The organism is Pseudomonas meliae (genome assembly GCF_001400515.1).
In the GTDB taxonomy this organism is placed as follows: domain Bacteria; phylum Pseudomonadota; class Gammaproteobacteria; order Pseudomonadales; family Pseudomonadaceae; genus Aquipseudomonas; species Aquipseudomonas amygdali.
In genome coordinates this window covers 1-5,382 of sequence record NZ_LJQT01000195.1, presented here as the reverse complement: position 1 = coordinate 5,382, position 5,382 = coordinate 1, and the positions used below count along the sequence as shown (strand labels likewise).

Genomic DNA, 5,382 nt, shown 5'->3' with positions numbered 1-5,382 from the left:
TTCATGATCGACAGCAGCTTGATCGGCACCTGCACCAGTTGCTCGGGACCGTGGGGAATGTCGCCGTCGAAGGTCAGGCTGTCACCGGCCTGCATCGGATACAGCTGATTGCCGTGGCGGTAGATCAGCTCGCCTTCGAGCAGGTGGAGAAACTCGGTGCCAGGGTGTGAGAAGGTCGGAAACTCCTCGCTGGCATCGTCCATCGTCACCATGTACGCCTCGAAACTCTTCTTCGGCCCACGGGTATGGTTGAGCAAGTGATAGGTGTGGCCTTTCTCGGTGCCGCGCCTCACCACCTCAAGCCCTTCATCGGCTTTCACCAGCAGTGCACTGCTGCCTTGCTGATCGTACTGGCTGAACAGCTTGGACATGGGCATGCCCAGCACGTCGCAAAGACGGCTGAGGTTGTCGAGGCTGGTCGACACCTGCGCATTCTCGATCTTGCTCAGCATGCCCTGGCTGATACCGGCAATGCGCGCTACGTCGGCAAGCTTCAGCTCCTGAGCCTGGCGCTGGCGTTTGATCTGAATACCCAGGTATTGCTCAAGCTTCAATTTGGGATGCGGTTCGGTCGGCATATTCATCGGCTGCGCACAGTTTCCGTTCAATAATTTTTATTTCGCACTGGGAATGTGCATTTCGCCGCTGTCATCGCGTGCTTCAGTTGCAGATTATTCCCGGAGAGAAAACGAGTTTCCCATATAAACAGCTGAATTGCCCCTTCCACGTCTCTTCGATTTGCTGGCATACCAAACTGGCAAGCGCTTTGCATTCCTAAAGGGAAAGTAACTTTCCTGATCAGAATATATTTTCGGCAGGTAGTGAAACAACGGTCCTTCCCTGAAACGTTTTGCCATGCCAGGAGACACGTCCCATGTTGCCACCCGAAACACAGCGCCTGATCGAACAGCACGGCATCAAGTACGTGCTGGCTCAGTTCGTGGATATTCATGGTTCGGCCAAGACCAAGTCGGTTCCTGTGACGGGCCTGGAAATGGTTGCAGAGGACGGTGCCGGGTTCGCCGGTTTCGCTATCTGCGGCATGGGCATGGAACCCCACGGCCCGGACTTCATGGCCAGGGGCGACCTGTCGTCGCTGACCCCGGTGCCGTGGCAGCCGGGGTATGGGCGGGTGGTGTGCATCGGTCATGTGGATGGCAAGCCGTGGCCCTATGACAGCCGTTATGTGTTGCAGCAGCAGGTCGAACGCCTCAGCCAGCGTGGCTGGACCCTCAATACCGGACTGGAGCCCGAGTTCAGCCTGTTCAAGCGCGATGCTGCGGGCAGTCTGCAAATGGTCGATGCCAGCGATAACCTCGACAAGCCTTGCTATGACTACAAGGGGCTGTCGCGTTCACGTGAGTTTCTCGAGCGCTTGACCGAGGCGCTACAGCCGGTGGGCTTCGACATCTATCAGATCGATCACGAAGACGCCAACGGCCAGTTCGAGATCAATTACACCTACAGCGAGGCCATGGAGTCGGCGGACCGCTTCACTTTCTTCCGCATGGCGACCGGGGAGATCGCCAACGACATGGGCATGATCTGCTCGTTCATGCCCAAACCCGATCCGAAGCGTGCGGGCAACGGCATGCACTTCCACCTGTCGATCGCCAGTGCCAGCAGCAAGAACCTGTTTCACGACGCCAGCGACCCCAGCGGCATGGGCCTGTCGAAGATGGCCTATCACTTTGCGGCTGGCCTGCTGGCTCACGGCCCCGCGCTGTGTGCCTTCGCGGCACCCACGGTCAACTCCTACAAACGCCTGGTGGTCGGCAACTCGCTGTCGGGGGCGACCTGGGCTCCAGCGTTCATCGCCTTCGGCGCCAACAACCGTTCGGCGATGGTGCGGGTGCCCTATGGCCGCCTCGAGTTTCGCCTGCCGGATGCCGGTTGCAACCCGTATCTGGTCAGCGCCGCGATCATCGCCGCAGGGCTGGACGGTATCGACCGGCAGCTGGAGATCGATCATGTCTGCAACGAGAACCTTTACACATTGAGCCTGGAAGAAATCGCCGCACGGGGCATCAAGACCCTGCCGCAGTCGCTCAAGGAAGCCTGCGATGCACTCGAAGCCGACCCTTTGTTCGCCGAGGTGCTGGGCAACGAGATCGTTGGTGAGTTCATCCGCCTCAAACGCATGGAATGGGTGGAGTACAGCCGCCACGTGAGTGACTGGGAAGTGAAGCGTTATATCGAGTTTTTCTAGCTGCACGTTTCAAGCTTCAGGCTGCAATAAGAAGCTGGATTGCGGCGTATTGAATTTTTCTGTCTATGCGGTTGGCTTGCAGCTTGTAGCTAAAAGCTTGCCGCTTCCGAACAAGGTGAGGCTTATGTGCGGAATCGTTGGTTTGTATCTGAAGAACCCGGCGCTGGAATCACAACTCGGCAGGTTGTTCGAACCGATGCTCGAGGCTATGACGGACCGCGGGCCGGACAGCGCCGGGTTTGCCATTTATGGCGATGAAGTGGCGCAGGGCTGGGTCAAGCTGACCTTGCAGGCCACCACCGAACAGTATGATTTCAAGGCGCTGATCGCGGCGCTGCAAAGCAGACTGGATGCACCACTGGACTGGTTTCAGAACGCCAGCGCCGTGGTATTGAAGATTCAGGCAGAAGAAGCCCCGGTGCGTGCTGCACTGGCGCAGTTGGCGCCCACCGTGCGCATCATGAGCGCCGGACAGAGTATCGAGATCCTCAAGGGCATGGGGTTGCCGAGGGAGATTTCCGAGCGCTTCGGTCTGGCGTCCATGAAGGGCAGCCACATCATCGGCCATACGCGCATGGCCACTGAAAGTGCGGTGACCATGGAAGGCAGTCATCCGTTTTCCACGGGTTCGGACCTGTGTCTGGTGCACAACGGCTCGCTGTCCAATCACTTTCGCCTGCGCCAGAACCTGCGTCGTGAAGGCATTCACTTCGAGACCGACAACGACACCGAGGTGGCCGCCGGTTATCTGGCCTGGCGCCTGCAACAGGGCGACAGCCTCAAGCAGGCGCTCGACAAATCGCTGGAGGACCTCGATGGCTTTTTTACCTTCGCCATCGGCACGCGCAATGGTTTTGCGGTGATTCGCGATCCGATTGCCTGCAAACCGGCCATTCTCGCCGAAACCGACGATTACGTCGCCATGGCCTCGGAATACCAGGCGCTGTCCAGCCTGCCGGGTATCGAAAACGCCAGGGTCTGGGAACCGGTCCCGGCCACTATGTACATCTGGGAACGCGAGCCAGCCGAGGGAGCACGCTCATGAAAACCGTCGATCTTTCCAGCGCCACCGTGCGTGATCTCAACCAGACTCTGCACGATCAGGTCAAGGCATTGCAAGAGCGCGAATGGCTGGTCACCCACCCTGACGGCGCGCATAACCTGGCGGTCGGCGTCAACGAGGCCATCTCCATCGATATTCAGGGCCATGCCGGCTATTACTGCGCGGGTATGAACCAGAAAGCTTCGATCACCGTGCACGGCAATGTCGGTGTTGGTTGCGCCGAGAACATGATGTCCGGCGCAGTCCGGGTCAAGGGCAGCGCCTCGCAGGCCGCAGGTGCCACGGCGCACGGCGGTTTGCTGGTGATTGAAGGCGATGCCGGAGCGCGCTGTGGCATTTCCATGAAAGGCATCGACATTGTGGTCGGCGGCAGCATCGGCCACATGAGCTGCTTCATGGGCCAGGCCGGTCGGCTGGTGGTCTGTGGCGACGCCGGTGATGCGCTGGGCGACTCGTTGTATGAAACGCGGATCTACGTCAAAGGCAAGGTCGAGTCACTGGGCTCTGACTGCATCGCCAAGGAGATGCGTGAAGAGCATCTGCAGGAGTTGCAGGAGCTTCTCAATCGCGCGGGCTTCAACGAGAAGGCCGCGGATTTCAAACGCTATGGCTCGGCCCGTCAGCTTTACAACTTCAAAATCGATAACGCCTCCGCGTACTGATTCAGGAGCATTACCATGAGCGACCCCATCAGCCAAAAACCTGCTCCAGTCCTGCGCGAGTCGGCCACCTTTGATCGCCTGACCATTCAGGAAATCCAGCGTGCTGCGGAAACCGGCATCTACGACATTCGCGGTGGCGGCACAAAACGCAAACTGCCGCACTTCGACGACCTGCTGCTGCTTGGCGCAAGCGTCTCGCGCTACCCGCTGGAAGGCTATCGCGAGAAGTGCGGCACCGACGTGGTGCTGGGTAATCGTTTCGCCAAAAAGCCGCTGTACCTGAAAATTCCGGTGACTATCGCAGGCATGAGCTTCGGCGCATTGTCGGCCAACGCCAAGGAAGCGCTGGGCCGCGGCGCAACCATTGCCGGCACCAGTACCACCACCGGCGATGGCGGCATGACCCCGGAAGAGCGCGGTCAGTCGCAGCATCTGGTCTACCAGTACCTGCCGTCGCGTTACGGCATGAATCCCGACGATCTGCGCAAGGCCGATGCCATCGAAATCGTCCTGGGGCAGGGCGCCAAACCCGGTGGCGGCGGCATGTTGCTGGGCATGAAAGTGACCGAGCGCGTGGCTGGCATGCGCACCTTGCCGGTCGGCGTCGATCAGCGTTCTGCGTGCCGACACCCGGACTGGACCGGCCCCGACGATCTGGCGATCAAGATTGCCGAGATCCGCGAGATCACCGACTGGGAAAAGCCGATCTACGTGAAGATAGGTGCCAGCCGCCCGTACTACGACGTCAAGCTGGCGGTGAAGGCTGGTGCTGACGTGATTGTGCTCGACGGCATGCAGGGCGGTACTGCGGCCACTCAGGAAGTGTTCATCGAGCACGTCGGCATTCCGATTCTGCCTGCCATCCCGCAAGCCGTGCAGGCGCTGCAGGAGATGGGCATGCATCGCAAGGTGCAGTTGATCGTCTCCGGCGGGATTCGCAACTGCGCCGATGTGGCCAAGGCCATGGCTCTGGGCGCTGATGCAGTGGCAATTGGTACAGCCGCTTTGATAGCGCTGGGCGACAACCATCCGCGTCTCGACGAAGAACTGAGAAAGATCGGCTCGGCAGCGGGTTACTACGACGACTGGCAGAACGGCCGCGACCCTGCGGGCATCACCACCCAGGACCCGGAACTGTCCAAACGTCTCGACCCGGTCGAAGGCGGGCGGCGTCTGGCCAACTACCTGCGCGTGCTGGTGCTGGAGGCTCAGACCATGGCCCGCGCCTGCGGCAAGTCGCACCTGCACAACCTTGACCCGGAAGACCTGGTGGCGCTGACCGTCGAGTCTGCAGCGATGGCCCGAGTGCCCTTGGCCGGGACGTCGTGGATTCCTGGCTCGGGTTCTGGTTACTAGTGCCATAACGTGCTTTTCGACCGCGATGGCACCGACTTACACCATAACGTGCTTTTCTATCACGATGGCACAGACGACGCAGAGTGCGACGT

5 protein-coding genes are annotated in these 5,382 nt (G+C 59.9%); 4 read left to right on the top strand and 1 reads right to left on the bottom strand.

Features of this window, described 5'->3' with window-relative positions:
* Nucleotides 1–584: helix-turn-helix domain-containing protein (locus ALO64_RS24100; RefSeq protein ID WP_054995609.1), on the bottom strand; the 584-nt coding region annotated here is incomplete at its 3' end.
* A gap of 290 nt (nucleotides 585–874) precedes the next feature.
* Here ALO64_RS24100 and glnT point away from each other — a divergent pair.
* The 4 genes from glnT to ALO64_RS08815 all read left to right on the top strand — a co-directional run bounded on the left by glnT (nucleotide 875) and on the right by ALO64_RS08815 (nucleotide 5,290).
* The gene (gene glnT / locus ALO64_RS08830) at nucleotides 875–2,209 is read left to right on the top strand and encodes a type III glutamate--ammonia ligase (RefSeq protein ID WP_044344054.1); all 1,335 of its coding nucleotides are present in this window, start codon (nucleotides 875–877) and stop codon (nucleotides 2,207–2,209) included.
* 124 nt (nucleotides 2,210–2,333) lie between these two features.
* Nucleotides 2,334–3,254, top strand: a complete 921-nt coding sequence (locus tag ALO64_RS08825) for a class II glutamine amidotransferase (protein ID WP_004665566.1) — start codon at nucleotides 2,334–2,336, stop codon at nucleotides 3,252–3,254.
* The gene (locus ALO64_RS08820) at nucleotides 3,251–3,934 is read left to right on the top strand and encodes a GltB/FmdC/FwdC-like GXGXG domain-containing protein (protein ID WP_002553846.1); all 684 of its coding nucleotides are present in this window, start codon (nucleotides 3,251–3,253) and stop codon (nucleotides 3,932–3,934) included. Before ALO64_RS08825 ends, ALO64_RS08820 begins: the two co-directional genes overlap by 4 nt.
* A gap of 15 nt (nucleotides 3,935–3,949) precedes the next feature.
* Entirely contained in the window at nucleotides 3,950–5,290 is a 1,341-nt protein-coding gene (locus ALO64_RS08815; RefSeq protein ID WP_044344053.1) for an FMN-binding glutamate synthase family protein, read from the top strand.
* The last annotated feature ends 92 nt before the right edge of the window (nucleotides 5,291–5,382 follow it).

Bases quoted from the DNA above. Each gene is read 5' to 3' on its own strand.
- glnT (WP_044344054.1), top strand. From the start codon at position 875: ATGTTGCCACCCGAAACACAGCGCCTGATCGAACAGCACGGCATCAAG.
- ALO64_RS08825 (WP_004665566.1), top strand. From the start codon at position 2,334: ATGTGCGGAATCGTTGGTTTGTATCTGAAGAACCCGGCGCTGGAATCA.
- ALO64_RS08820 (WP_002553846.1), top strand. From the start codon at position 3,251: ATGAAAACCGTCGATCTTTCCAGCGCCACCGTGCGTGATCTCAACCAG.
- ALO64_RS08815 (WP_044344053.1), top strand. From the start codon at position 3,950: ATGAGCGACCCCATCAGCCAAAAACCTGCTCCAGTCCTGCGCGAGTCG.